The 24735-nt window shown below is 68.8% G+C and carries 23 protein-coding genes and 2 tRNA genes; 7 read left to right on the forward strand and 18 right to left on the reverse strand.

The features are described 5' to 3' along the window. The first annotated feature begins 44 nt into the window (after positions 1-44). Together pknB and ACWCP0_RS13860 are read left to right on the forward strand one after the other, a co-directional pair. Positions 45-2039 carry a Stk1 family PASTA domain-containing Ser/Thr kinase gene (gene pknB / locus ACWCP0_RS13855; protein WP_451079036.1) on the forward strand — a complete coding sequence of 665 codons (1995 nt, stop codon included), beginning with the start codon at positions 45-47 and terminating at the stop codon, positions 2037-2039. A gap of 216 nt (positions 2040-2255) precedes the next feature. After that, the gene (locus tag ACWCP0_RS13860; protein WP_451079037.1) at positions 2256-3293 is read left to right on the forward strand and encodes a restriction endonuclease; all 1038 of its coding nucleotides are present in this window, start codon (positions 2256-2258) and stop codon (positions 3291-3293) included. Between the two features lie 109 nt (positions 3294-3402). Here ACWCP0_RS13860 and ACWCP0_RS13865 read toward each other — a convergent pair whose 3' ends face one another. Genes ACWCP0_RS13865 through ACWCP0_RS13890 form a run of 6 tightly spaced genes read right to left on the reverse strand, consistent with a single transcriptional unit; the run spans position 3403 to position 7686 of the window. Next, entirely contained in the window at positions 3403-4077 is a 675-nt protein-coding gene (locus ACWCP0_RS13865) for a class E sortase (protein WP_451079038.1), read from the reverse strand. Between the two features lie 54 nt (positions 4078-4131). Then, complete coding sequence (locus ACWCP0_RS13870; protein WP_451079039.1) at positions 4132-5331, reverse strand: class E sortase; 1200 nt, start codon at positions 5329-5331, stop codon at positions 4132-4134. Continuing rightward, on the reverse strand, positions 5328-5966 hold the full coding sequence (locus ACWCP0_RS13875) for an aminodeoxychorismate/anthranilate synthase component II (protein ID WP_451079040.1): 639 nt from the start codon (positions 5964-5966) through the stop codon (positions 5328-5330). The genes ACWCP0_RS13870 and ACWCP0_RS13875 overlap by 4 nt, the downstream gene beginning before the upstream one ends. Continuing rightward, positions 5963-6124 (reverse strand): hypothetical protein, encoded by a 162-nt coding sequence (locus ACWCP0_RS13880; RefSeq protein ID WP_189549781.1) that lies wholly within the window; start codon positions 6122-6124, stop codon positions 5963-5965. The genes ACWCP0_RS13875 and ACWCP0_RS13880 overlap by 4 nt, the downstream gene beginning before the upstream one ends. A gap of 56 nt (positions 6125-6180) precedes the next feature. Then, the gene (locus ACWCP0_RS13885; protein WP_451079041.1) at positions 6181-6873 is read right to left on the reverse strand and encodes a class E sortase; all 693 of its coding nucleotides are present in this window, start codon (positions 6871-6873) and stop codon (positions 6181-6183) included. 45 nt (positions 6874-6918) lie between these two features. Further along, on the reverse strand, positions 6919-7686 hold the full coding sequence (locus ACWCP0_RS13890; RefSeq protein ID WP_451079042.1) for a DUF881 domain-containing protein: 768 nt from the start codon (positions 7684-7686) through the stop codon (positions 6919-6921). A gap of 141 nt (positions 7687-7827) precedes the next feature. Between ACWCP0_RS13890 and crgA the strand changes: the two genes are divergently transcribed. After that, complete coding sequence (gene crgA / locus ACWCP0_RS13895; protein ID WP_351230258.1) at positions 7828-8085, forward strand: cell division protein CrgA; 258 nt, start codon at positions 7828-7830, stop codon at positions 8083-8085. Between the two features lie 266 nt (positions 8086-8351). On the opposite strand, the gene ACWCP0_RS13900 is transcribed toward crgA, so the two are convergent. Further along, positions 8352-9248: a rhomboid family intramembrane serine protease gene (locus tag ACWCP0_RS13900; protein ID WP_451079043.1), complete on the reverse strand. Its 897-nt coding sequence runs from the start codon at positions 9246-9248 to the stop codon at positions 8352-8354. Between the two features lie 119 nt (positions 9249-9367). Beyond that, positions 9368-9901 (reverse strand): peptidylprolyl isomerase, encoded by a 534-nt coding sequence (locus tag ACWCP0_RS13905; RefSeq protein ID WP_451079044.1) that lies wholly within the window; start codon positions 9899-9901, stop codon positions 9368-9370. A 208-nt stretch (positions 9902-10109) separates the two neighbouring features. Here ACWCP0_RS13905 and ACWCP0_RS13910 point away from each other — a divergent pair, with 208 nt between their 5' ends. Beyond that, positions 10110-10808 (forward strand): DUF5324 family protein, encoded by a 699-nt coding sequence (locus tag ACWCP0_RS13910; protein ID WP_451079045.1) that lies wholly within the window; start codon positions 10110-10112, stop codon positions 10806-10808. Positions 10809-11105: 297 nt separating this feature from the next. On the opposite strand, the gene ACWCP0_RS13915 is transcribed toward ACWCP0_RS13910, so the two are convergent. Together ACWCP0_RS13915 and ACWCP0_RS13920 are read right to left on the reverse strand one after the other, a co-directional pair. Continuing rightward, positions 11106-11498, reverse strand: coding sequence for a DUF6344 domain-containing protein (locus ACWCP0_RS13915; RefSeq protein ID WP_451079046.1), 393 nt, complete (start codon positions 11496-11498; stop codon positions 11106-11108). A gap of 410 nt (positions 11499-11908) precedes the next feature. Further along, positions 11909-11981: transfer RNA gene (locus ACWCP0_RS13920), tRNA-Ala, on the reverse strand. A 141-nt stretch (positions 11982-12122) separates the two neighbouring features. Between ACWCP0_RS13920 and ACWCP0_RS13925 the strand changes: the two genes are divergently transcribed. Continuing rightward, on the forward strand, positions 12123-12671 hold the full coding sequence (locus ACWCP0_RS13925) for a helix-turn-helix domain-containing protein (protein ID WP_451079047.1): 549 nt from the start codon (positions 12123-12125) through the stop codon (positions 12669-12671). A 76-nt stretch (positions 12672-12747) separates the two neighbouring features. Next, the gene (locus tag ACWCP0_RS13930) at positions 12748-14166 is read left to right on the forward strand and encodes a protein kinase domain-containing protein (RefSeq protein WP_451079048.1); all 1419 of its coding nucleotides are present in this window, start codon (positions 12748-12750) and stop codon (positions 14164-14166) included. A gap of 9 nt (positions 14167-14175) precedes the next feature. On the opposite strand, the gene ACWCP0_RS13935 is transcribed toward ACWCP0_RS13930, so the two are convergent. The 4 genes from ACWCP0_RS13935 to ACWCP0_RS13950 form a co-directional block, all read right to left on the reverse strand. After that, a complete protein-coding gene (locus ACWCP0_RS13935) occupies positions 14176-15498 on the reverse strand; it encodes a hypothetical protein (protein ID WP_451079049.1) in 1323 nt (440 codons plus the stop codon). Further along, a complete protein-coding gene (locus ACWCP0_RS13940) occupies positions 15495-17456 on the reverse strand; it encodes a vWA domain-containing protein (protein ID WP_451079050.1) in 1962 nt (653 codons plus the stop codon). The genes ACWCP0_RS13935 and ACWCP0_RS13940 overlap by 4 nt, the downstream gene beginning before the upstream one ends. A 217-nt stretch (positions 17457-17673) precedes the next feature. Then, positions 17674-17808, reverse strand: a complete 135-nt coding sequence (locus ACWCP0_RS13945) for a DLW-39 family protein (protein WP_003958712.1) — start codon at positions 17806-17808, stop codon at positions 17674-17676. 486 nt (positions 17809-18294) lie between these two features. Further along, positions 18295-18669, reverse strand: a complete 375-nt coding sequence (locus tag ACWCP0_RS13950; RefSeq protein ID WP_451079051.1) for an amphi-Trp domain-containing protein — start codon at positions 18667-18669, stop codon at positions 18295-18297. A gap of 200 nt (positions 18670-18869) precedes the next feature. Between ACWCP0_RS13950 and ACWCP0_RS13955 the strand changes: the two genes are divergently transcribed. After that, entirely contained in the window at positions 18870-19022 is a 153-nt protein-coding gene (locus ACWCP0_RS13955) for a hypothetical protein (RefSeq protein WP_451079052.1), read from the forward strand. 55 nt (positions 19023-19077) lie between these two features. On the opposite strand, the gene ACWCP0_RS13960 is transcribed toward ACWCP0_RS13955, so the two are convergent. From ACWCP0_RS13960 to gyrB, 4 genes are all read right to left on the reverse strand, one after another. Then, positions 19078-19154: transfer RNA gene (locus ACWCP0_RS13960), tRNA-Ile, on the reverse strand. Positions 19155-19236: 82 nt separating this feature from the next. Further along, positions 19237-19839 (reverse strand): DUF3566 domain-containing protein, encoded by a 603-nt coding sequence (locus ACWCP0_RS13965; protein ID WP_451079053.1) that lies wholly within the window; start codon positions 19837-19839, stop codon positions 19237-19239. A 111-nt stretch (positions 19840-19950) separates the two neighbouring features. Then, positions 19951-22584 (reverse strand): DNA gyrase subunit A, encoded by a 2634-nt coding sequence (gene gyrA, locus ACWCP0_RS13970; RefSeq protein WP_451079054.1) that lies wholly within the window; start codon positions 22582-22584, stop codon positions 19951-19953. Between the two features lie 41 nt (positions 22585-22625). Then, the gene (gyrB, locus tag ACWCP0_RS13975; RefSeq protein ID WP_451079055.1) at positions 22626-24695 is read right to left on the reverse strand and encodes a DNA topoisomerase (ATP-hydrolyzing) subunit B; all 2070 of its coding nucleotides are present in this window, start codon (positions 24693-24695) and stop codon (positions 22626-22628) included. Positions 24696-24735: the final 40 nt, after the last annotated feature.

The following is a 24735-nucleotide window of genomic DNA, read 5'->3' on the forward strand; positions in this document are numbered from 1 at the left end:
ACACACGGGTGCGGTCGGGACTGACGGAGAGGGCTGGAACAGTTATGGAAGAGCCGCGTCGCCTCGGCGGCCGGTACGAGCTGGGCTCGGTGCTCGGCCGCGGTGGCATGGCCGAGGTGTACCTCGCCCACGACACCCGGCTCGGCCGCACCGTTGCCGTGAAGACGCTGCGGGCCGACCTCGCCCGCGACCCGTCCTTCCAGGCCCGGTTCCGCCGTGAGGCCCAGTCGGCCGCCTCGCTGAATCATCCCGCGATCGTCGCGGTGTACGACACGGGCGAGGACTACGTAGAGGGTGTCTCCATCCCGTACATCGTGATGGAGTACGTCGATGGCTCCACGCTCAGAGAGCTGCTGCACTCCGGGCGCAAGCTGCTGCCCGAGCGCACGCTGGAGATGACCATCGGCATCCTCCAGGCACTCGAGTACTCGCACCGCAACGGCATCGTCCACCGCGACATCAAGCCGGCGAACGTCATGCTGACGCGCACCGGCCAGGTCAAGGTCATGGACTTCGGCATCGCGCGCGCCATGGGCGACGCGGGCATGACCATGACCCAGACCGCTGCCGTGATCGGCACCGCCCAGTACCTCTCCCCGGAGCAGGCCAAGGGCGAACAGGTCGACGCCCGGTCCGACCTCTACTCCACCGGTTGCCTGCTCTACGAGCTGCTGACGGTTCGGCCGCCGTTCGTCGGGGACTCCCCGGTCGCGGTTGCCTACCAGCACGTACGGGAAGAGCCTCAGCCTCCCAGCGTCTTCGACCCCGAGATCACGCCCTCGATGGACGCCATCGTCCTCAAGGCACTGGTCAAGGACCCCGACTACCGCTACCAGTCCGCCGACGAGATGCGCGCCGACATCGAGGCCTGCCTCGACGGCCAGCCGGTCGCGGCGACCGCGGCCATGGGCTCGGTCGGCTACGGCGGCGGATACGGTGCCCAGCACCACGGCCACGGCGACGACCAGCAGACGACGGCACTGCGCCAGGCCGACCCGGCCGGCCAGACGTCGATGCTGCCGCCCATGAACCCGGACGACGGCGGATACGGCTACGACGACCGCCCGGACCGGCGACGCCAGAAGAAGTCCAACACCTCGACGATCCTCCTCGTGCTCGCGGGCATCCTGGTGCTCGTCGGCGCGATCCTCATCGGCAAGTCGGTGTTCGGCGGGGACGGCGGCGGAAGCGGCAAGATCGACGTCCCGAACCTCGTCGGACAGCCGTTCGACGAAGCCAAGCGGCTCGGGGTCAACGCCAAGGTCAACGTCGTCCAGGCCGGGAAAGACCGCTGCGACGAGCCCAAGGGCAACGTCTGCAGCCAGACCCCGGAAGCCACCGAGGGCGCCAAGATGAACGAGGGCGAGACCATCAATGTCATCGTCTCGGAGGGCGCGCCACTCATCGAGGTGCCGGACGTCACGGACCTGAAGGAAGAGAACGCCACCAGGGCGCTGGAGAAGGCGGGCTTCGTCGTCAAGACCAAGGCGGTCGAGTCCGAGGAGACCCCCGACACGGTGATCGAGCAGGACCCCAAGGGCGGCAGCAAGGCGGAGAAGGGGGCCGAGGTCACCCTGCAGATCGCCAAGCAGGAGATGGAAACCGTTCCGCCCGTGGTGGACTCGCAGTTCGACGCCGCCAAAGCCCAGCTGGAGACACTCGGATTCGTCGTCGCCCGGGCGGACGTCGACTCCGACAAGCCCGCGGGCCAGGTCGTCGCCCAGGACCCGCAGCCCAACTCCAAGCGGCCGAAGAACACCACGGTCACGCTGACGGTCTCCAAGGGCCCGCAGCAGACGCCACAGACACAGGTGCCCGACCTGCGCGGGAAGACCCTCGGCCAGGCCAAGCAGGAGCTCGCCTCGCGGAACTTGCAGATCGGCAACATCAACGGTCCGAACGACGACAACGCCCGGGTCATCTTCCAGGACCCGCAGCCGAATCAGCCGGCCACCCTGGGCCAGGCGGTCAACGTGCAGACCATCGACGGCAGGGGCGGCAACGACGGCGGGAACGGATTCATCGGTGGCGGCGGCTGACGGCTGACGTCTCCGCGACCACCACAGGAGCCCCCGGCGTCCACACGGACGCCGGGGGCTCCTGCGTTGTCGATCTTCTCCGTGCAGCACTCCGACACGTACACAGCAGCGAATATCGATCGTGTCTTCATATGTCCTGATTCGTTGATCGGGTGGGGGAAAGTGGGGGATGAGCCCTCACCTCACCCGTGCCAGCACCGGGCGACCCGAGAGGACATGAACGTGATCAACGATGCGGTACTGCTGGAGTCGAGGTCGCTGCGAGCGGGCATCGTGGAGCGAACGGAAGTGCTGGACAGGGTCAAGGTGCTGTCGCTGCTGCCGGACGGCATGCATGTGACGACGGCAATGGTGGCGGCGTACTTCCAGGTCGGGGTCAAAGCCATCGAGTCTGTGGTTGTGGACCACAGAGACGAACTGGAGGCCAGCGGGTATCGAGTTCTGTCAGGTACAGAACTGACCTCCTTCAAGGAGGTCAGTGGCATTCAGTCGCGTTCGAGAGCGCTGGCTCTCTACTCCCGACGGACAGTGCTCAACGTCGCCATGCTGCTCCGCGACAGCGAAGTCGCACGTCAGGTGCGTACTTACTTGCTCGACACAGAGCACGTGGCACGCACTCAGCCTGTGGATAACTTTGCCCACAGGGATCCCGAGTCCCTCGACGCCCGCATCGACCGCCGCATCACCCACATCCTCGGCAAGACCGTCGTCCCTATGTTCAACGCCCTCATCGAGACCTCCGGCGAGCATCGGAAGGAGCTGATTTCCCTCCGTGACGACGTAGAGAAGATCGAGCGGAAGCTCTGCGACCACCACCGCCGGCTCAGGCACGTGGAACACGCCCAGGGCCCGCGCCCGTACACCGGAGTCATGGCCTCCATCGACGCCATGAACTGGCGGGAGTTCGAGCACCACGTCGCCGTCCTGCTCCGCCGCGACGGCTGCACGGACGTCGTGGTTCACGGCGGCCCGGGCGACCGAGGCGTCGATGTCACCGCGCTGACCGCGGACGGCCGCAGTGTCGTCGTGCAGTGCAAGAGCTTCGCGCCCTACCGTCCGGTGTGGAGCGGCGAGCTGCAGAAGTTCCTCGGCGCATCCTTCGTCCAGCATGGGGCCGACGTGGCTCTCTTCGTCGCCACGACCTCCTTCGCACCCGACGCGCGCGCCATCGCCGAGACCTACGGCATCACCCTCGTCGACCGCGCCCACCTCGAAAAGTGGAGCACCGGGGTGCCGCTCCCGATCCTGCGGTAGCCCACCGCACCCCCATTAACGGAGAGGCCCGAAGCCGCACGTTGAGGTTGCGGCTTCGGGCCTCGGCCATTCTAGGGCGACTGAGCTCCTTCAAGGAGCTCAGTCGGAGTCAGCGCAGCTCCTCCGGTGGCGTACGGTCGCTGTCGACCTTCTCCGTACGCTCGAGCTCGCCCCACACGATGTACCGGTAGTCGGACGTGTAGACGGGCGTGCAGGTCGTCAGCGTGATGTAGCGGCCGGGCTTGGCCCTGCCCGACCCCTTCGGGACCGGCTGCAGCACATCCACGTTGTACTTGGACGTCTCCTTGAGGTCCTTGAAGACCTTGTAGACGTACCAGGTGTCCTTCGTCTCGAAGACGATCGAGTCGCCTTCCCTCAGCTTGTGGATGTCGTGGAACTTGGCACCGTGGCCGTCGCGGTGCGCAGCCAGCGTGAAGTTGCCCTGCTTGTCGGACGGGAGAGCCGACTTGATGGGGTCGGTGTAGTAACCCGCGACGCCGTCGTTGAGGGTCTTCGGGTCGGTGCCCTTCTTGACCAGGACCTCGCCGTTCTTCATGGCGGGTACGTGGAGGAAGCCGATGCCGTCCTTGGTGTCCAGCGCGCCCGGTCCGCCCGCCCAGCGGTCACGGACCAGGTCGCCGTCCTTGGCCGCCTCGCGGTCCGCGAGGACGTTCGTCCACCACAGCGAGTAGACGACGAAGAGGGCCAGCAGCACCCCTGCGGTGATCAGCAGCTCGCCGAAGACACTGATGACGCCGGCAATCCGGCTGCGCGCACGTGCCACTGCACCTGTCCCTGTCCCTGTCCCTGTTTACTTTCGTCTGAAGTACGAGCTCCGTCAGTCGACGAGCGCGTCCGGCTTGCCCTTGCTGCGCGGCCGTTCCTCGACCATTTTGCCCCACACGATCATTCGGTACGTACTCGTGAACTCCGGGGTGCAAGTTGTCAGTGTGATGTACCGACCGGGCTTGGTGAAGCCCGAGCCGGGCGGTACGGGGCCGATCACTCCGACGTTGGACGGCGAGGTCTGGGGGAGGATGTTGGCCATCTCGTACGTGTAGTACGCGTCCTGCGTCTCCACCACGATGGGGTCGCCGGGCGTGAGGCGGTTGATGTAGCGGAACGGTTCGCCGTGGGTGTTGCGGTGGCCGGCGACCGCGAAGTTGCCCTGCTCCTCCGACGGCATGGCGGTCTTGAGCTTCCCGTCGGCGTAGTGGCCCACCATTCCGCGGTCGAGCACCTGGTGCTTGTCGATGCCCTCGGCGACGGGGACGACGACATCGAGCTTGGGGATGTGCATGATGGCGAAGCCCTGGCCCGGCTCGAAGGCGCCAGGAGCCCGGCCGTTCGCCCAGTCGTCCTGGATCTTGTTGGCGACCTCGTTCCTCTCCTGTCCGGCGCGGACGTTCGTCCACCACAGCTGATAGGTGACGAAGAGCAGCATCAGCACACCGATGCTGATGAAGAGCTCGCCGAAGGCCCGGCTGGCGACGACGGCCGGGCTGTCCTTCTGTGCGCGGGCCGCCCGGCGCGCCTCGACACGGGAGAGCGGTGCGCCGCCCTCAGCGGCCTTCGCCGACGACGCTGCCGCCACCGGTGCCGTCGCCCCTCGGCGCCGCCGGCCGCGGGCCTTGGCCGCCTTGCGGCGCTCCGCACGGCCTCCGGTGGGCCGCTCGGGCGCGCCCGGGTCGGCCTGGCGGGTGTCGGCGCTCCGAAGCGCGACGGTCTCGTCGTCAGGCGCAGACATGGGCGCAGGCCCGGGCGCCGGCGGCGAGGGCGGCTCGTACGAGGTCGAGGTCGAGGACGAGGACGGATGTGCGTACGCGCGCCCGGGCCGAGGCACGTACGCGGGCTCCGGCACGGGCTCAGGGACCGGCGCCGGCGCGGGACCAGGAGCGTACCGGGGCTGCGCCTGCTGCCCGTACCAGTCGCGCTGGTACCCCTCGGGGTCGTACCACTCCTGCGGCTCCTGAGGCCCCTGGGGTTGCGTCGGCGCACCCTCGGCCCGGAGCCACGGCGATCCCCCCTCGCCGTTCACGCCAGAGCCTTGCCCACCACCGGCGCGAGCCCTGCCGAGCGGCCGATCGCGCCCGTGTCGCCACACTGCTCCAGCCAGTTGGCGAGCATCAGATGTCCGTGCTCGGTGAGCACCGACTCGGGATGGAACTGCACGCCCTCGACGGCCAGTTCACGGTGGCGCAGCCCCATGATGATGCCGTCCTCCGTGCGCGCCGTGACCTCCAGCTCGTCCGGCACGGTCTGCGGCTCCGCCGCCAGCGAGTGGTAGCGCGTCGCGGTGAAGGGCGAGGGCAGCCCGGCGAAGACGCCCTTGCCCTCGTGCAGCACGGGCGACGTCTTGCCGTGCAACAACTCGGGCGCCCGGTCGACGACTCCGCCGTACGCCACCGCCATCGACTGCATGCCGAGACACACACCGAAGACAGGGACACCGGTCGCCGCACAGTGTCGGACCATCTCGATGCACACCCCCGCCTGTTCGGGCGCTCCGGGGCCCGGCGAGAGGAGCACACCGTCGAAGCCGTCCTGCGCATGCGCGGTGGACACCTCGTCGTTGCGCACGACTTCGCACTCCGCGCCCAGCTGGTACAGGTACTGAACGAGGTTGAAGACGAAGCTGTCGTAGTTGTCGACGACGAGAATCCGCGCGCTCACTGGCCGTCCACCGTCACATCGTTGAACGGAAGCAGCGGCTCCGCCCAGGGAAAGACGTACTGGAACAGCACATAGACGACCGCGAGGGCCAGCACGAGCGAGATGAGCGCCCGCACCCATGCGTTGCCCGGCAGATGACGCCAGATCCAGCCGTACATGCTGTCCCTTTCCGTTCGGTACGGAACCAGACTAAAGGGCGCCGGGGGCCCGTGGGTCAGCTGTGGAAAGCTTCCGGCTTGCCGTCCGTCACAGGCTGGGTGGCATCGAGGTGCGCCCAGACGATGAGCCGGTGGCTGCTGCCCCACTCGGGATCACACGTGGTCAGCGTCAGATAACGGCCCGGCCCGTCGAAGCCCGACCGGCCCGGCACGGGGTCGATGACGGCCACATCCCCCGGGACGGTCCGATAGGGCCTCTGCTCGATCCGGTACGTGAACCAGGTCGTCCCGTCGTTGAGGATCACCGCATCGCCGGGACGGAGCTCCGGGAAGTCCTTGAACGGGTCGCCGTACGTGCGCCGGTGTCCCGCCACCGAGAAGTTCCCGGTCTCACCGAGCCGGGCGGTGGGGGCGTAGTGGCCGAGGCCCTTCTTCAGCGTCCCGGTCGACGTGCCCTCCAGCACCGGCCAGTCCCAGCCCGCACCGAAACGGGGGATGTACATGACGGCGAACGGCTTCCCGTTCACGTACTCCTTTGCAGAAGGAGCAGGAGGCGCCGGCTCCCCGGCCGCCGGAGCCGGGGACTCGACAGGGAGCCGGACCCACTCCTCCTGGAGCGAGTCGATCTGCCCGTCCGCAGCGTCCGCGGCCTTCACACCGGTCCAGAACAGCACGTACACCACGAACAGCACGATCACGGTACCCACGGTGATGCACAGCTCGCTGAACGTCCTGACGATCAGTCGCACCAGTCGCACCCGCCGCACCGACACCGGCCGATCCCTCCCCGGGAGCTACCTCACAGGCTTCGCGTAGTGGAGATCCACTGTGCCCGAGTAGCCGGGGAGAGTCACCGCCTCGTGCTCGTCGACTTTCCAGCCGAGGCCGTAGGCCTCGACGTACAGCTGGTAGTTCTGGATCGCGGGCGACGCGGTCAGCGCACGCTTGAGCCTGCCGGGGTCGCCGACCGCCGTGACCTTGTACGGCGGGGAGTAGACGCGGCCCTGGAGGATCAGCGTGTTGCCCACACAGCGGACCGCGCTGGTGGAGATCAGCCGCTGGTCCATGACCTGGATGCCCTCGGCGCCGCCCTGCCAGAGCGCGTTGACCACCGCCTGCAGATCCTGCTGGTGGATCACGAGGTCATTGGCATGCGGCTCCGGGTAGCCAGGGGCCGCCTGGGCGTTCGGCGGAGCATCATTGAGGGTGACGGACACGGCCTGGCCGCTGAGCTTCTCGGTGCCCGCAGCCTCCTCCAGGGCGTGGAGCTTCTCGTCCTCGGCCTTGGTGGACCCGTCGTCGCGGCGCGCGAGGGCGTCGACGTCCTTGCGGACCGCCGCCGTGGACTCGTCGAGCTCGGCGTTCCTCTCGCTGCGCTGCTGGATCAGATCGGACAGCTTCAGCAGCGAGTCGTCGGTGCGGAGGTTGGTGCCCTTGGCCGTGTTGAAACTGGTGACGAAGATCAGCCCGGCGAGCGCGAAAACGGCAGCCGTCAGCAGCCGGACCGGCCGCCATGCGAAGCGGCGGACCGGCCCGTGGGGGGAGTCGGCGGAATTGCTCAACGTACCCTTACTCCTACGGTGGCCGCGGAAGCACTACGCTAACGGACGCCCGGGGGAGGCCGTGATCCCCCTCGCTCCCAACCCGACGCCAGCCATAGTTCACCTGCGCGGTCACGCAGCGCATCGACAGGAGAGTCCCTCGTGCCGAAGTCACGTATCCGCAAGAAGGCCGACTTCACGCCGCCCCCGGCCGCGAAGCAGGCGACCAACATCAAGCTGTCGAGCAGCAACTGGGTCGCGCCGGTGATGCTGGCGCTGTTCCTCATCGGGCTGGCCTGGATCGTCGTCTTCTACGTCACCGACGGCCGGCTGCCCATCGAGGCCCTCGGCAACTGGAACATCGTCGTCGGCTTCGGCTTCATCGCCGGCGGCTTCGCCGTGTCGACGCAGTGGAAGTAACCGCGCAGTAGCGGTTGTCAAGCTCTGCCCCGAGTTTATCCACAGCGTTGTCCACAGCGGTGGGTAAAGGTCTGACGATCTGTGGATAACTCAGAGAGCATTGACGCCGGTGTGACTATGGCGGCCGTTCCAGCGACATCCGCCCTCACGACTCGCCCCTTGTCCCGACTGGGAAGACCCAGCTCAGGGACAAGGGGCACAGTTGTTCTCCACGGGATGCACAAGATCCGGCACACGCTGTGGACAACTTTGGGGAAAGCTCGCGCTCACGTGAGCGACTGGGTCCTCAGGACGACGGTCACGATGATCGCCAGCAGAACGAGGGCACACGTGCCGAGCTGCACGAGGGTCCGTCGCTCACGTGGGGCGTGCACCATGCCGAAGGCGATGACGGTACCGGCGACCAGGCCGCCGACATGCGCCTCCCAGGCGATGCCGCTCCAGGTGAAGGTGAAGAGCAGGTTCAGCGCGAGGAGTGCGATCACCGGTCGCATGTCGTAGTTCAGGCGGCGCATCAGCACGACGGTGGCGCCGAGCAGGCCGAAGATCGCTCCGGAAGCGCCCAGCGAGGGCTGGTTCGGAGCGGCGAGCAGATAGGTGAAGGCGCTGCCCGCCAGCCCGGAGAGCAGATACAGGGCCAGATAGCGGAGCCGGCCGAGCGCGGCCTCCAGCGGCCCGCCGAGCCACCACAGACCCAGCATGTTGAAGGCGATGTGCCAGATCGCCTGGTGCAGGAACATCGCCGTGACCAGGCGGTACCACTCGCCGTCGGCGACGCCGACCACCTGGGCCAGCTGGGGATTGAACGCCAGTCCGATCAGGTCGAGCTGGTCGACGAGGGCGCTCGTGGAGACGACGGCGAGGAAGGCCGCGATGTTGATCCCGAGCAGGATCTTGGTGACGAGGCGGGGGTCACCGGAGGCGACCGTGGCTCCTGAGATCGTGCGGGGCCGGTTCGCGGTCGGGGCGTGTCCCGTGCCGGAGCCGTTGCGCACGCACTCGGGGCACTGGAAGCCGACCGAGGCGCTGACCATGCACTCCGGGCAGATCGGCCGCTCGCAGCGGGTGCAGCTGATGGCGGTCTCGCGTCCCGGGTGGCGGTAGCAGCTGGGCGGTCCCGGCGCGTCCTGGGACGGGCCCGGGCTTCCTGGCGCCTGATCCATGAGGTCCCCTCGTCTCCTGACAGTGCTTCGCCCCGCTCGTCTTACGGACGGGCGGGGCGGAAAGGTTCCCGTGCGGGAACGCCTCGCACGGTCGGTCCGTGCGAGGTCGGCTCGCGAGGTCAGCTCTCGCGGGTCTCGATCACGACGGACTCGATCACGACGTCGTTGACCGGGCGGTCGGTGCGCGGGTTGGTGCGGGTGGTCGCGATGGCGTCCACGACCTTCTTGCTGGCGTCGTCGGCGACCTCGCCGAAGATGGTGTGCTTGCGGGTCAGCCAGGCGGTCGGCGCCAAGGTGATGAAGAACTGCGAGCCGTTGGTGCCCGGGCCGGCGTTGGCCATGGCCAGCAGGTACGGCCTGTCGAAGGCGAGGTCGGGGTGGAACTCGTCGGCGAACTCGTACCCCGGGCCGCCCGTGCCGTTGCCGAGCGGGTCACCGCCCTGGATCATGAAGCCGCCGATAACGCGGTGGAAGGCCGTGCCGTCGTACAGCTTGTCCGTGGACTTCTTGCCGGTCGCCGGGTGCGTCCACTCGCGCTCACCGGTGGCGAGTTCGGTGAAGTTCTTGACCGTCTTGGGCGCGTGGTTCGGCAGGAGCCGGATGTTGATGTCGCCTTGGCTGGTCTTGAGGGTGGCGTAAAGCTGCTCGGCCACGGTGTGCCTTCCTTAAGTCTTCTCTGGCGTCTTCCGATCCTTGCACGGAAGTGCCGCCGGTACAGAAACCGTGACCCGGATGCCCGTCCCGCATGCCGAGCTCGCGCGTAACGGGCATGATTTCGAAATGGGTGGAAAGGCGAACTGTGCCTTGCATGGGAGAACAACATCCCGGACCCCCGCGAACGCCACCGAGGAGGAGGATCCCGTGACCCGCATGGACAGCGTGCGCGCCGCGACCGGTACGGCGAAGGAAAGCGTGCTGCACGCCGCGGAAGTGGTGGCGCCCTACGCCGACACGGCCAAGGACCAGGCCGCTCAGTACGCACACGAGGCTCGTGAGTACCTCGCGCCGAAGATGTCCAGGGCCGCGCACGAGGCCCGTCGTCAAGCTCGTGTTCAGTACAGGACTCGTGTGGCCCCGCATGTGCCGCCGAAGGTCGACGACGCAGCTCACCGGGCCGCCGTCATGACCCGGAGTGCCGCGCGTCAGGCGGCGGATTACACGAAGCCGCGGATCGACAGCGCCGTGGCGGTGGCCCAGCCCGTGGGGCAGGAGGCCGTGGCCCGATCTGCAGCTGCCCTGGCCGCGCTGGGCGGTCAGGTTACGGCGAAGGAGATTCGGAAGCTGGCCAGGAGGAACGAGCGGCGGGCCAAGTGCGGCCGGGCCGCCATGGGTGCGGCCGTCCTGGGTGTGCTGGCCGCCGGGCTCTTCGCCGCCTGGAAGTGGTGGGACAAGCAGGCCAACCCGGACTGGCTGGTCGAGCCGCCGGCTCCCACCGAGGTCTCGGATCCGGGCGCTCCGCTTGCGTCGGTCGACGGAAGCGGCCAGGGGGTGCTGGACCCGGAGGTTCAGGCGAAGCAGGCGGAGTCCGAGGATGACGCGAACCGGGAGGACCGTCGCTGACCGGGCGTCGTACGCGGGTGGCTGCGACCGTGGCTGGGCGCCGTGGGCAGCAGGTCACCGGGTGCCCTGCGCGGGAGACCACCGGGTGCCGCCGTACGCAGGACCTCACCGGATGCCGTGCGCGGGACACCACCGGGTGCCGTACGTGAGTGGCCACGGGAGTCCGTACGTGGGCGGCTGAGGCGGCCTGACCGGGCGGAGCAGCGGGTCCGGGTGTGGCGACCGAGGTGGGCGCAGCAACCTGGACGGGGCGACCGGGGCAGCGGGCGCCGGGAGCGACGAGGGCTTCCCGGCGCCTCATGCCGCCGCCGGAGCGAGCTTCGCGTCGGTCGTCGACCGGGAGTTCGCGTCGGTCGACGAGCCGGGGTCCTGCGCGTCGGCTTCGGATTCGGGCGCGGCGGGTCGATGGCGTACGGACGGTGAGGCGCCGTGGGCCTCTGCTCGGATGCGCTGCTTGATCGTCGGCGGCAGGGAGCGGTCCCGGGGTTGCCTGGGCCGGACCACTCTCACCTGCTTCCCGTTTTCGGTAGCCGCGGTGCGCGGCCGGTCCTGGGCGCTGGGCCTCTCCGGCTGCCGGCCGGCCGGCTGCGGCGCGGCCGATGCGGAGGGGGCGAAGCCCAGCGGGGCGAGCAGTGCGATGAGCAGGGAGATGAAGGCGGTCCACAACTTCTTGACCTTGACGGCGGCCATGACCCCTCGCTTTCGGGTAAGGGCGTTTTACATACCTTCCTCATGATGTGTACGCATCTCGGGAATCGTGGGATCTACGCCACGGGTCGACAGATCTTCGGATGAACACCACCCGTACGGCCCTGAGCGCTCTGGGCCTTCTCTTCGTCGAGGCGCCCGTCCGGGCCGTGGGCAGGAGCCCTGCCGGGGCCGTGAAGGCCTTGTGCCGCACGGGTTGTGCGCATCCGGTACCGGCGCAGGACCGGACGCGCAACTCAGGGCGGAGGCGGTCCTGTGGCCCGAATTTCGGCGAGCCGACCCGCCATCAGGGCGGCGATGCCGCAAGGCCGGTACGCAGCCGGCACGGACACTGCGGCACAGAAATGCCCCTCTGACCGACGATTCCGCAGGTCAAAGGGGCATTCATCCGGTGGAGCCTAGGGGAGTCGAACCCCTGACATCTGCCATGCAAAGACAGCGCTCTACCAACTGAGCTAAGGCCCCGGAACGCAGACCAGAGTACCCGGTCACCCCCGGGATCTCGCAAAAGGATTGGGACTCCCGGTATTCGACCACTCTCCGTAGGATGCTCGTCGGGTTCGCAGCAGCGAAGCCGACGCATGGGGAAGCGATGGGGAGACGCACATGGATGCAACACAGCAGGAGACCACCGCCAGAGCCAGAGAGCTCCAGCGCAGCTGGTACGGGGAGCCGCTGGGGGCGCTCTTCCGTCGGCTGATCGACGATCTGGGGCTGAACCAGGCCCGGCTCGCGGCGGTGCTCGGGCTGTCGGCTCCGATGCTCTCCCAGCTGATGAGCGGCCAGCGGGCCAAGATCGGCAACCCTGCCGTCGTCCAGCGCGTCCAGGCCCTGCAGGAGCTGGCCGGGCAGGTCGCCGACGGGAGCATCAGCGCTGCGGAGGCCACGGACCGGATGGACGAGATCAAGAAGTCGCAAGGCGGATCCGTGCTCACCGGCACCGGTCAGACCACGACCAGCTCGGGGGCGCCGACGGTGCGCCGGGTGGTCCGCGAGATCCAGTCGCTGCTGCGGTCGGTGGCCGCGGCCGGCGACATCATCGATGCGGCGGACACACTCGCCCCGACGCACCCCGAACTGGCAGAGTTCCTCAGGGTGTACGGCGCCGGGCGCACCGCGGAGGCGGTCGCCCACTACGAGTCGCACCAGAACTGAACGGGTCGGCAGGACGCCGGACGGGGCACGAGGCAGCAGGACGCCGGAACAGGGAACTGGGAGCGGGCGCAGCGCAATGGGTGAGGTCTTCGCGGGTCGGTACGAGCTGATCGACCCCATCGGTCGCGGTGGTGTCGGCGCGGTCTGGCGCGCCTGGGACCACCGGCGGCGGCGCTATGTGGCCGCCAAGGTCCTTCAGCAGAGCGATGCGCACACGCTGCTGCGCTTCGTCCGCGAGCAGGCGCTGCGCATCGATCACCCTCATGTCCTCGCCCCGGCCAGCTGGGCCGCGGACGACGACAAGGTCCTGTTCACCATGGATCTGGTGAGTGGCGGGTCGCTGGCGCACGTCATCGGCGACTACGGCCCGCTGCCGCCGCGCTTCGTCTGCACCCTGCTCGACCAGCTGCTGTCCGGACTCGCCGCGGTGCACGCGGAGGGGGTCGTGCACCGCGACATCAAGCCGGCCAACATCCTGCTGGAGGCCACCGGGACAGGGCGGCCGCATCTGCGGCTGTCCGACTTCGGTATCTCGATGCGCAAGGGCGAGCCGCGGCTGACCGAGACGAACTATGTCGTGGGGACGCCGGGTTACTTCGCGCCCGAGCAGATGATGGGCGCGGAGCCGGACTTCCCGGCCGACCTCTTCGCGGTCGGGCTGGTCGCGCTCTATCTGCTCCAGGGTCAGAAACCCGACTCCCACGCCCTGGTGGAGTACTTTGCCGCGCACGGCACCCCCGGCGCCCCGCAGGGCATCCCGGAGCCGCTGTGGCAGGTCATCGCGGGCCTGCTGCAGCCCGATCCGCAGGCCAGGTTCCGTACGGCCACGGGCGCGCGCAAGGCGCTGACCTCCGCCGTCGAACTGCTCCCCGAGCCCGGCTTCGACGACGAGCCGGTCGAGGTCTTCGACCAGCTCGGCCCGTTGCCGCCCGGCTTCGGGCCCGACGGCCCGGTGCCCTCCGCTCCCGCGGCCTCGGCCGCGCCGGCCGCCCCACTGGCGGACCCGCGGACCCAGGGCGCGCACGTGCCGCCCGTACAGCCCGATCCGTACACCCAGCACACCGGACAGGACGCCGGCCGGCAGCCCGGGCAACAGGCAGGACCACAGCCCGGACAGCCGACCGGACACGATCAGCCGGCGGCGGGGCCGTCCATGGCCTTCGCCTCGGAGACCGGGTCCTTCCATCTCGCCCCGCCACCGGAGCAGTCCCCGACTCAGCCCCCCGTCCCCGCGCACGCGGCCTCCCCCCATCACGCCGCCGCACCGGACTTCTTCCAGGCCCAGACGGCTGCTGTTCCGTACGAATCGGCTCCTACTCGTCAATACACCGCTCACGGCCCGCAGGTTCCCGTCCAGGCGCCGCCGGTCGCCCACGCGCCCGTCCCCTTCGCTCCCCAAAAGCGGCCGGGACCGCCCCCGAAGGTGGCGATCCCGGTGCTGCTCGTGGCTCTGGTGTGCTTCGCGGTCGGCATCTGGGCGCTCACCCAGGCCTGACCGCACCGGTCACCAGGTGGCCGGCGGTCCGTACTGGGACTGCGGCTGCGCCTGCGAATGCGCGATCCCGTCGGCCGGTACCTGCGGCGGCGCCCCGGCCATGCGCCGCCGCGCGAGCAGCGTCCAGGCCCCCAGCCCGAGCACGAGCACGGTCCCCGCACCGATGCCTGCGGCGCCGACGAGCTTCATCGTGCTGCTCTTCTCCGCCTTCTCGCCCTCCGAGACACCGAAGTCGCCGAGCGGTCCCGCGTACGCGGGCGCGGCCTTCGCGTCGCCCTCGATGTTGACCCGCAGGGTCACGCCGAGGGGATCCTCTCCGTACTTCTCTCCCAGCTCGGGGTTCAGGCTGACGGCGAGGTAGTACGAGCCGGCGAACCGCATACCGTTGACCTTGGCGCTGCTGTCGTAGCGGTTCTCGTACGCCACCTGCGGGAGCGGGTCCAGCGCGGCCTGCTTCTGTTTGCCGTCGTACGACGTGCTGCCGGCGGCGACGAAGCCGCGCACCGGGTTGTACAGCTGCATGGTCAGCGCGTTGCCCACGTAGTCGTCGCCGGATCCGCTGCCGATGGCCGCGGTGGCGAAGATCTGCTGCCCCCAGTCGACCGGCACCCGGTAGAAGTAGGTGCGGCCGGCCTTCATCCGGCTGGTCCACTCGCCCTCGGAGATCTCGGCGGCGTCGTTGAAGCTCGTGCCGCCGGCCCTCTCCTCCGAGCCGCCACCGGGCAGACCGGGCGAGGCGGAGGGCCACGCGCTGGGTGCCCCGGTCGGCCCGCCGCCCCTCAGCGCGGGCTCGGTGACATGGCGGATCTCCAGCTCCCAGTCCTCGGGGGTGGAGGTGACCGAGCCGATGCGCTCGACCAGCACGTTGTACGCGCCGGCCTCCTGGCAGCTCGAGCTGTCCTTCTCGATCGTGCGATGCGCGTAGGCGGCGAAGGGCCTGGCGAACGCGGCCGATCCGGCCACGGCGTCGTCGCTGTTGCAGGTGCGTCCCTGGCTGTCCTGCAGGCTGACCTTGATGCCGTCGCCGTAGGCGAACTTCGTCCCCAGACGGGGGACGGCGACCACCGACACATACGCGTTCTTCTCGGCGTCCAGGTTCACCCGGTAGTTGAGCTTCCCGTCCGGGCCGATCGAGGAACGGTATGTCGTGCCGTTCGTCAGCGCCTTGGCGTTCGCCGTGCTGTCCGCGCCCTCGATCGGCTGAGCGTCGGTGTCAAAGGCGTACGGGTGGGGCTCACCGGCCGCCCAGGCCGTCCCGCCCGGCAGCGCGGCCACCGCGCACATCGCCGCCACCCCGGCCAGCGTCACCCGGCCCCTGCTGCGGTGCCTCATCTCGCACTTCCCCTTGTCGTGTCCGTGCCCGTGGCCGCCCTGTGCCGCGTCGCCCGTGCACGTACGAGGACGAGCCCCGCGATCAGGACGACCGCACCGCCCGCCGCCGCGGCGGTCGCAGTGCCGGTCCATCCTGCCCCGCCGGTCCCACCGCTGTCTGCGCGCGTGGCCGAATCGCGGCCCTTGTCCGCCTTGTTCGCCCGCAGCGGGGCATCGTGCTGCGGCCCGGCCTTCTCGTCACCCAGCACGGCCACCCGCAGCACCACGCCGATCTGCGGGTTCTCCGCGATTGCGGCGGCCTGGGCGCCGAGCGTGACGGCGATGTAGAAGTCGCCCTTGTCGTGCACGGGGATGACGTTGGGGTGCGTCTCGTGGCGGTTGGTCCAGGAGACCGGGACCGTGCCCATCTTCAGCGCGGCGGGACGCCCGTTGTAGACCGTCTGGGGGACGAACTCGGCGGTGCCGCCGCCCACGGGCGCCCGCGCCGGCGTGTAGACCTCGGTGGCCCCGTACGACAGGGTCGAGGAGAAACCCCGTTCCAGGGTCGGCTCGTTGGCGAACTCGACGTCGTAGCGCAGCTGCTGTTCCCAGCCGACGGGCACCTTGTACCAGAGGGTCTGCGCGGGCAGCACGCGGTCGCGCCACACACCCTGGCCGAGCTCCCTGGCGTCGTTGAACCCGGTGCCGCCGGCCACGTCCTTCGGGTCACCGAGCGGCAGGGCCGCCTCCTTGCCGCCCTTTCCGTACTCGGGCTGCGACTCTGCGGGCCTGACGCCCTTGGCGAGGGGCTTCTCGACGCCGTATGTCAGCTCAAGCGGCCAGCGTGCGGCGTCCGAGCCCTTCTTGCTCTCACGCTCGACGACGAACCAGTAGCGCGCCTCCTTGTCACAGCTCCCGAAGCCCTTCTCGCTCGGCACGCGGGCGACGGCCGACGTCAGTGTCGTCGCGCCCTCCTTCTGGAAGAAGTGCTCGGTGCTGGACTCGCAGGAACCGCCGGATGTGTCAGTGCCGTACGCGATCCTGGTGCGCAGCGCGTCGAAGCTGTCGACCGCCGCCCCGGGCTGCGGCACCGCCGTCGCGGAGAAGTTCACCGTGGAGGCGTCGTCGAGATCGACGGCGTAATGCCGTTTCTCCCCTGGCCCGATGGTGTCCAGGTACTGCCCGGGCGCGAGCGAGGGCGCCCCGCTGCGCTCCGGCGTGCCCTCGACCCGCTCACCACGGAAGCGGTAGCCGTCCGCCGACAGCTGGGCGGAACGCTGGAGCTGGCGCGCCAGCGCCTCGGCGTCGGGCGCGTCGTAGTAACGCCCGTTGCCGGCCTCGGCGATGCACTCCAGCTGCTTGCGGGCCGCTCCGCGGACCTGGAAGCCGACGGTGTCGATGCGCAGCCCGATGCCGTCCTTCACGAGCTGCTCGGCGACCTCGCAGGGCTGCGGCGTACCGCAGTTGTCGTCGCCGTCGGAGATCAGCAGGATCGTGCGCGTGCCGATCGCCCCGCCGGGGGGCTTCGGGAGGTCCTGGGCGGCTTTCCGGAGCGAGAGTCCGATGGGAGTGTCCCCCCTGGGCTGCACGGACGCCACGGCCTGTTTCACGGCCGCCCGGTCGAGTGCCCGCACGGGCCGGACGAGGCGCGTGTCGGTGCAGCCCTTCGGCTGGTCCGCGCCGTAGACCCGCAGGCCGGTCGGGTGGCCGTCCGGGAGCGCGTCCACGACGGTGCCGACAGCCTGTCGTGCGGCATCCATGCGCGTGCGTCCCGTGCCGTCGTCGTCGGCCATCGAGCCGGAGGAGTCGAGCACCATGACCAGGCTGCTCGTCCCGTCCACACGCGGCGCGGCCGCCGTGCCCGCGGCCGCCGCGCCGCCCTCCGCCGCCACGGCCGGCAGCGGTCCTGCTGTCAGTGCGAGCACCGCCCCGCCGATGATGAGCGCCGCCGTCGCGCGGCGCCGCAGTCGTGCTGTCACCCGTTGCCCCCTCGTACGAGTCCGCGACTTTGCCCACGCAACCTATTGATTTGCGTAAGCGAACTCAAGGGTCTCGGTGTCACGGTCCCGCAACAGGCAGCGACCACCGCAGCACGCGCAAGCAGCCCACGACCCGGGAGGAGGCCGGCGCGCGCAAGCAGCACTGAGCCCCGGCCGCTCGGCGGCCGGGGCTCAGTCACTCAGACGTGTTGGCGTCTCACACACCCGAACCTGCGGGCACGGAGTCGGTCGCCTCCGTCCACAGATCCTGCTCGGCGCGATCCGCCTGGATCTGGCGGTACACGAGGAGCCCGCCGATGGCGGCCAGTGCGACCAGGAGAAGCTTCTTCACCGCGCGACCTCGTCTTTCCTTGACGTATGAGGACTTCTGGCGCCCGACTATACACACCGATCGATACCGTTCGGTGACCTGAGCCCGGGCCGGCTCACGCCCTGGAAAGGTCCAACTCCCGCCGTCGTCACACGAAATCGGCCCGGACGGAGAGTCTCCGTCCGGGCCGATCGACACTGTGGGCCAACAGGATGTGAACCAGTGGCGTCATCCTTGTCAGGTCGGTCACACGGCCCTGATATACGGGGGGACACAGCCGGGGCCTACTTGACGGCGACCGCCGAAAGGTCGCCCGGGGACGCCCCGATTCGCCGCTGTTGGTGTCAACTGGCTGATGCCACCCTCGGTACGGCCTGCGTCACCCTCAGTCCGTCGTCGGCCTGTCCGTGAACGCCGCCGACCTGGGCGATGCGTCCCACCGAGCCTCATCGTCCTGGGCGCGGGCCTGCCCCTCGGTGGTGGCCGGCCCGAGGGCCTTGGCGCGGCTCAGGGCGTTTTTGTGGCGGACCGCTTCGCGCTTCTGCTCCTGATGGTGCCGGTGCTGCTCCGCCCGGGCTTGGCGGGCGCGCTCTTCCGCCTTCTCGCGGCACCCTCGGTGCCTGCCACCGCCTGCGATGGCGCCGCTGTCCGGGTCGGTGCGGTCGGCCACTTGAACTCGATCTCCAACTCGATCTCCCCGTTACCGACCTCGATCTCCATCTCGCTGCGAAGGTCGTCGGGGATCCGCAGGCTCAGGCTCCCGGGGCCGAGTTCCGGTTCGGCATCCCCACCTTGCCTCAGCGCGGCCGCGAGCGCCGTGAGCTGATCGGCCGCCTCAAGGCGTGACAGCAAGCGCTTCTGCTCAAACTTGAGGTCCTTCATGGCTGTCTCCGAGGGCGATCCCTGGTCCGCACGCGAGGCCATCGAGTCTCTGCGGGCGGCTCGGGCTTACAGACTCTACGCGGCCTGCATCCTGGTCCTGGTCCTGATCCTGGTCCTGGTCCTGGTGCTCCGGCGGAGCGCAGTCCTCGGCCTCCGCCGACAGGACGTCGACTTCGAGCGCCGGCAAGTTCACCCCGGTCATGCAGGCGCAGCGCGAGAACAGCGCCCTGTCGATCCTCCGGCACAGCCGGATCAGCATGACCATGGACATCTCCACACACGTTGTGGATGACGATCAGCGCGAGGCTGCGGCCATGCTCGCCGGCCTTCGCGAAGATCCACCCATCGCCTGATGTCGGCCGGAAATGTCAAAGACCCCCAACCATGATCGGTTGGGGGTCTTGGAGCTGGTGGGGCTAACAGGATTTGAACCTGTGGCCTCATCCTTATCAGGGATGCGCTCTAACCAACTGAGCTATAGCCCCGCCGCGCTGCGCGCTGACTCCTGAAGGTTAGCGCACGTCGGGGGCAGTCCCAAAATCGGTTCCTCACCCCCCAGGGCTTCGTCTACTCGTCCTCGGCGAGCGTCAGCTCGACGCCGCCCACGAACCCGGCGGAGATGTTGTAGATGAAAGCGCCGAGCGTCGCCAGCGCCGTGACCAGCACCACATCGATGACGGCGATCACCGAGCTGAAGATCAGCACGCGTGGCAGCGACAGGAACGACTGCAGATCGAAACCGTTGCTCTCGTTCGACCCGGTGGCCTCGCTGATCGTGCCGCCGACCGTCGAGAAGACGCCCATGGCGTCCATGACCATCCACAGCACGGCGGACGCGACGATCGTGCAGATGCCCAGCGCGATGGAGAGCAGGAAGCTCACCTTCATCACCGACCACGGGTCGGCCTTGGCCACCCGCAGCCTCGCCTTGCGGGTCCGCGGCTGGGTGGTCGCGCCGGTGCGCGGCCGGCGGACGGCGGCGGCCGCAGACCCTCCGGCCTGCCCCGGCTGCCCCGGCGGACCGGCGTGCTGCTGGCCCCCCTGCGTACCCGGGCCACCATGGGGCGAGGGGTACGCCTGGGGCGGGTGGTACGGCTGCGTTCCCTGCTGCACCGGCTGCTCCCCGCCGTAGGTCTCGTACGGGGGCTGCGGCCCCCGGGTGTCCGTCACCGTAACCCCCTGGGAGTCCGTGGCGGAGCCAGGGGTGCCGTTCGGTCCAGCAGTTGCTCCGCCGGCGGCCGATCCGGCACCCGTGGCTCCACTCACGCTCTACTCCTCGTGCTACTCGGCCGAGGGCTCCGTGCCCTCGCCGGTCCGACCAGTCTCGACGGCGGTCTCGGCAGCCTCGACCGACTCGTCGACCGCGACACCGTCCTCGGCGCCCGCCACCCCGTCGACCTCCTCGGCCTCGCGACCGGCCTCGGCGTTGCGGGCGATACCGACCACGGCATCGCGCTTGCCCAAGTTGATCAGTTGGACGCCCATGGTGTCACGGCCCGTCTCCCTGACTTCATTGACTCGCGTACGAATCACACCACCGGACAACGTGATGGCGAGGATCTCGTCGCTCTCCTCGACCACCAGCGCGCCCACGAGCGAACCGCGGTCCTCCACGATCTTGGCGGCCTTGATTCCGAGGCCACCGCGGCCCTGGACGCGGTACTCGTCGACAGCGGTCCGCTTCGCGTACCCGCCGTCGGTGGCAGTGAACACGAAAGTACCGGGCCTGACCACATTCATCGAGAGCAGCTCGTCGCCCTCACGGAAACTCATGCCCTTGACGCCGGACGTCGCACGGCCCATGGGCCGCAGGGCTTCGTCCGTCGCGGTGAACCGGATCGATTGCGCCTTCTTGCTGATGAGCAGCAGATCGTCCTCCGCGGACACCAGCTCGGCGCCGATCAGCTCGTCGTCGCCGCCGGCCTCCGTCTCCCGGAGATTGATCGCGATGACGCCGCCCGAGCGCGGGGAGTCGTAGTCCTTCAGCGGGGTCTTCTTGACCAGCCCGGCCTTGGTGGCGAGGACCAGATAGGGCGCGGCCTCGTAGTCGCGGATCGCGAGGATCTCGGCGATCTGCTCGTCCGGCTGGAAGGCCAGCAGGTTGGCGACGTGCTGGCCACGGGCGTCCCGGCCGGCGTCGGGAAGCTCGTACGCCTTGGCCCGGTAGACCCGGCCCTTGTTGGTGAAGAACAGCAGCCAGTGGTGCGTCGTCGAGACGAAGAAGTGGTCGACGATGTCGTCTTCCTTCAGCTTCGTGCCGCGCACGCCCTTGCCGCCGCGCTTCTGCGAGCGGTAGTCGTCCGTCTTCGTACGCTTCACATAGCCGCCGCGCGTGATGGTGACGACGATGTCCTCCTCGGCGATCAGGTCCTCGATGGACATGTCACCGTCGAAGGGGATCAGCTTGGAGCGCCGGTCGTCGCCGAACTTCTCGACGAGGACGGACAGCTCCTCGCTGACGATGCCGCGCTGCTTCTCGGGCGAGGCGAGGATCTGGTTGTACTCGCTGATCTTCGCCTGCAGCTCGTCGTGCTCCTGCACGATCTTCTGGCGCTCCAGGGCGGCCAGCCGGCGCAGCTGCATCTCCAGGATCGCGTTCGCCTGGATCTCGTCGATCTCGAGCAGGCCCATCAGGCCCTCACGCGCGACCTCGACCGTGTCACTGCGCCGGATCAGCGCGATGACCTCGTCGATCGCGTCGAGTGCCTTGAGCAGACCGCGCAGGATGTGGGCGCGCTCCTCGGCCTTGCGCAGCCGGAACTTCGTCCTGCGGACGATGACCTCGATCTGGTGCGTCACCCAGTGGCGGATGAAGGCGTCGAGGGAGAGCGTGCGCGGCACACCGTCGACCAGCGCCAGCATGTTGGCGCCGAAGTTCGTCTGCAGGTCGGTGTGCTTGTACAGGTTGTTGAGGACGACCTTGGCGACGGCGTCGCGCTTGAGCACGATGACGAGGCGCTGGCCGGTGCGGGAGGAGGTCTCGTCACGGACGTCGGCGATGCCGCCGACCTTGCCGTCCTTGACGAGGTCGGCGATCTTCTGCGCGAGGTTGTCCGGGTTGACCTGGTACGGAAGCTCGGTCACGACCAGGCACTGGCGGTTCTGGATCTCCTCGACCTCGACGACCGCGCGCATCGTGATGGAGCCTCGGCCGGTGCGGTACGCCTCCTCGATGCCCTTGCGGCCCACGACCAGCGCACCGGTCGGGAAGTCCGGGCCCTTGATCCGCTCGATCAGCGCGTCGAGGAGCTCCTCGTGGCTGGCGTCCGGGTGCTCCAGCGCCCACTGGGCACCGGACGCGACCTCGCGCAGATTGTGCGGCGGAATGTTGGTGGCCATACCGACGGCGATACCGGCACTGCCGTTGACCAGCAGGTTCGGGAAGCGGGCCGGCAGGACCGTCGGCTCCTGGTTACGGCCGTCGTAGTTGTCCTGGAAGTCGACGGTCTCCTCGTCGATGTCCCGGAGCATCTCCATGGACAGCGGCATCATCTTGCACTCGGTGTACCGCATGGCGGCGGCCGGGTCGTTGCCCGGGGAACCGAAGTTGCCGTTGGAGTCGACCAGCGGCATCCGCATCGACCACGGCTGCGCGAGGCGGACCAGCGCGTCGTAGATGGAGGAGTCGCCGTGCGGGTGGTACGTACCCATGACGTCACCGACGACGCGGGCGCACTTGTAGAAGCCCTTCTCGGGCCGGTAGCCGCCGTCGTACATCGCGTACAGGACGCGGCGGTGGACGGGCTTGAGGCCGTCCCGTACGTCGGGCAGCGCGCGGGACACGATGACGGACATCGCGTAGTCGAGGTACGAGCGCTGCATCTCGGTCTCGAGCCCGACGGGCTCGATCCGCAGCTGCTGGTCTTCCTCTTCGGTTCCCGTGGTGGAGGTCGAGGGAGTGTTCTCGTCGGCCATTGCTGGTCTTCAGTCCTTTCGTGCGGTCAGCTGAGACCGACTCAGATGTCGAGGAAGCGGACGTCCTTGGCGTTGCGCTGGATGAACGAGCGTCGCGCCTCGACGTCCTCGCCCATCAGCACCGAGAACAGGTCGTCGGCCTGCGCGGCGTCGTCCAGGGTGACCTGGCCGAGGACGCGGTGCTCGATGTCCATGGTGGTGATGCGCAGCTCCTCGGCGTTCATCTCGCCGAGACCCTTGAAGCGCTGGATCGAGTCTTCCCTGATCCGCTTGCCCTGCTGCTTGCCCAGCTCGACGAGTGCGTCGCGCTCACGGTCCGAGTACGCGTACTCGAAGTCGTCCCGACCCCACTTGATCTTGTAGAGCGGCGGGCGGGACAGGAAGACGTGCCCTGCCTCCACCAGCGGCCGCATGAAGCGGAAGAGGAACGTCAGCAGCAGCGTGTTGATGTGCTGGCCGTCGACATCGGCGTCCGCCATCAGGATGATCTTGTGATAGCGGAGCTTGGTGATGTCGAAGTCCTCGTGGACTCCGGTGCCGAAGGCCGAGATCAGCGCCTGGACCTCGGTGTTCTGCAGGATCTTGTCGATCCGCGCCTTCTCGACGTTCAGGATCTTGCCTCGGATCGGCAGGATCGCCTGGTACATCGGGTTCCGGCCGGACTTGGCGGAGCCGCCGGCGGAGTCACCCTCGACGATGAAGATCTCGCACTTGGTGGGGTCGTTCGACTGGCAGTCGCTGAGCTTGCCCGGCAGAGAAGCGCTCTCCAGCAGGCCCTTGCGGCGGGTCAGGTCGCGTGCCTTGCGGGCCGCGACCCGGGCGGTGGCCGCCTGGATCGACTTGCGGACGATGTCCGCGGCCTCGTTGGGGTTGCGGTCGAACCAGTCGGAGAGGTGCTCGTGCACGACCTTCTGCACGAAGGTCTTCGCCTCCGTGTTGCCCAGCTTGGTCTTGGTCTGGCCCTCGAACTGCGGCTCGCCGAGCTTGACGGAGATGATGGCCGTCAGACCCTCGCGGATGTCCTCACCGGTGAGGTTGTCGTCCTTCTCGCGCAGCAGCTTCTTGTCGCGCGCGTACCGGTTGACCAGTCCCGTCAGCGCGGCGCGGAAGCCCTCCTCGTGCGTACCGCCCTCGTGCGTGTGGATCGTGTTCGCGAAGGAGTACACACCCTCGGTGTACTGGGAGTTCCACTGCATCGCGATCTCGACCGAGAGCATCCGCTCCTTGTCCTCGGCCTCCACGTCGATCACGGTCGGATGGATCAGCTCGCCCTTGCGGGAGTTGAGGTACTTCACGAAGTCGACGATGCCGCCCTCGTAGTGGTACGTCACCGTCCTCGCCGGCTGCTCCTCCGCCGCCTCGGCGTCGGGGTCGTCGGCGTTCATCGTCGCCTTGGCCGACTCGCGCTCGTCCGTGAGCGTCAGGGTCAGGCCCTTGTTGAGGAAGGCCATCTCCTGGAAGCGGCGCGCGAGCGTCTCGAAGGAGTACTCGGTGGTCTCGAAGACGTCCGGGTCGGCCCAGAAGGTCACCGTCGTGCCGGAGTCCTCGACCCGCTCGTGCTGGGCGAGCGGGGCGGTGGGCACGCCGAGCTTGTAGTCCTGCGTCCAGCGGTACCCATCGCGCTTGATGTCCACGGAGACCTTGGTGGACAGCGCGTTGACGACGGACACACCCACGCCGTGCAGACCACCGGAGACGGCGTAGCCGCCGCCGCCGAACTTGCCGCCCGCGTGCAGCACGGTGAGGACGACCTCGACGGCCGGCTTCTTCTCCACCGGGTGGATGTCCACCGGGATGCCGCGGCCGTTGTCGACGACGCGTACACCGCCGTCGGCCAGGATCGTGACGTCGATCGTGTCCGCGTGGCCGGCCAGCGCCTCGTCGACGGAGTTGTCGACGACCTCTTGCACAAGGTGGTGCAGACCGCGCTCACCGGTCGAGCCGATGTACATGCCAGGCCGCTTGCGGACCGCGTCCAAACCCTCGAGGACGGTGATCGCGCTGGCGTCGTACGACGAGGTGGTCTCGCCGTTCCCGTCGGCAGCAGTGGAAGGAATGTTCTCGTTGGGGTTGCCGGAATCGGCCACGAAGCGCCCTTTCTGGCACAGCACGAGCCGTTCTCCGCGAACGCGGGAGCGGCTGCGTCGTTCG

This window comes from Streptomyces sp. NPDC001970, assembly GCF_053594115.1.